The organism is Actinosynnema sp. (assembly GCF_052038725.1).
On the sequence record NZ_JBQGCX010000435.1, the window covers coordinates 1 to 1,563 of the forward strand.

At 75.7% G+C, this 1,563-nt stretch carries 1 protein-coding gene; it reads right to left on the reverse strand.

Features of this window, described 5'->3' with window-relative positions; translation table 11 throughout:
- On the reverse strand, positions 1–1,563 hold a 1,563-nt coding region (locus tag ACTUAL_RS08855; protein WP_440899910.1), incomplete at both ends, for a methylmalonyl-CoA mutase family protein.

Below are 1,563 nucleotides of genomic sequence, written 5' to 3' on the forward strand. Positions count from 1 at the left end.
GTCGGGGTCGCGCCCGTAGAGGGTGACCGAGTCGAACGCGGTGGACAGCCGGGTCGCGGCCGAGCCCTGCGAGAGGTACTTGAACCGCCGGTTGGTGCGGAACGCGTCGCCCTCGCCCGCGAACATGCGCGCCGGGTCCTCGCCCTCGCGCTTGAACGGGAACACCCCGGCGGTGAACGGGAAGCGGCCGGGCAGGTTCTCGGCGCGCAGGAACCGCAGCAGCGCGCCGGGCTCGTCGTGCCGGGGCAGCGCGACGCGGCGCACCCGGTTGCCGGACAGCGTGGTGCGGGTCAGGGCGGTGCGCAGCTCGCGGTCGCGGACCCGCACGACCAGCTCGTCGCCGGAGTAGTCCGCCACCACGGACGGCCAGGTCTCCAGCAGCTCGGCGGCGGCCCCGTCGACGCGGCGGCGCGCGCCCGCGAGCAGCTCGTCCAGCGCGTCGGCGTCGTGACCGGCGGCGACCAGCTCGGCGCGGGCGGCCTCCAGGTGCGCGACCCGGCGCACCGCGTCGACCTGGGTCTCGGTGGCCCGGCGGTAGCCGCGCACGGTCTCGGCGATCTCGGCCAGGTAGCGGGACCGGGAGGCGGGCACGACGGTGGCCGCCGCCGTGGACACCCGGCCGCTCACCGGCGGCAGCGCGCCCTCGTCCACCTGGAGCCCGTGCTCGGCCAGCCCGTCGCGCAGGTGCTGGTAGAGGGCGGTGACGCCGTCGTCGTTGAACGTGGCGGCGCTGGTGCCGTAGACCGGCATGTCCTCCCAGGACGCCCCGAACGCCTCGCGGTTGCGCACGAGCTGGCGGGCCACGTCCCGGCGCGCGTCGTCGGCGCCGCGCCGCTCGAACTTGTTGATCGCCACGGCGTCGGCGTAGTCCAGCATGTCGATCTTCTCCAGCTGGGAGGCCGCGCCGAACTCCGGGGTCATCACGTACAGGGACCGGTCGACGAACGGCACGATCGCCGCGTCGCCCTGCCCGATGCCCGGCGTCTCGACCACGACCAGGTCGAACCCGGCGGCCTTGCAGGCGAGGATCGCGTCGGCCAGCCCGTCCGGCACCTCGGAGCCCGCGCGCCGGGTGGCCAGGGACCGGAAGAACACCCGGTCGCCCTCCAGGCAGTTCATCCGGATGCGGTCGCCCAGCAGCGCGCCGCCACCGCGGCGGCGGGTGGGGTCGACGGCGAGGACGGCGATGCGGAGCTTGTCCTGCTGGTCGAGGCGGAAGCGGCGGACCAGCTCGTCGGTGAGCGAGGACTTGCCGGAGCCGCCGGTGCCGGTGATGCCCAGCACGGGCACCCGGCGGGCGGACGCGGCGGCCTCCAGCTCGGCGCGCAGGTCGCCGGGCAGGCGGCCCGCCTCGGCCAGGGTGATGGTCGCGGCGAGCGCGTCGGGGCTGCCGGTGCGCAGGGCGGACCGGTCGACGCGGGCCGGGTCGGCGAGGTCGTGGTCGCACTCGCGCACCATCAGGTTGATCATCCGGGCCAGTCCGAGCTCCTGGCCGTCGGCGGGCGAGAAGATCCGGGTCACGCCGCGCCCGTGCAGCAGCTCGATCTCCTCGGGCACGATCAC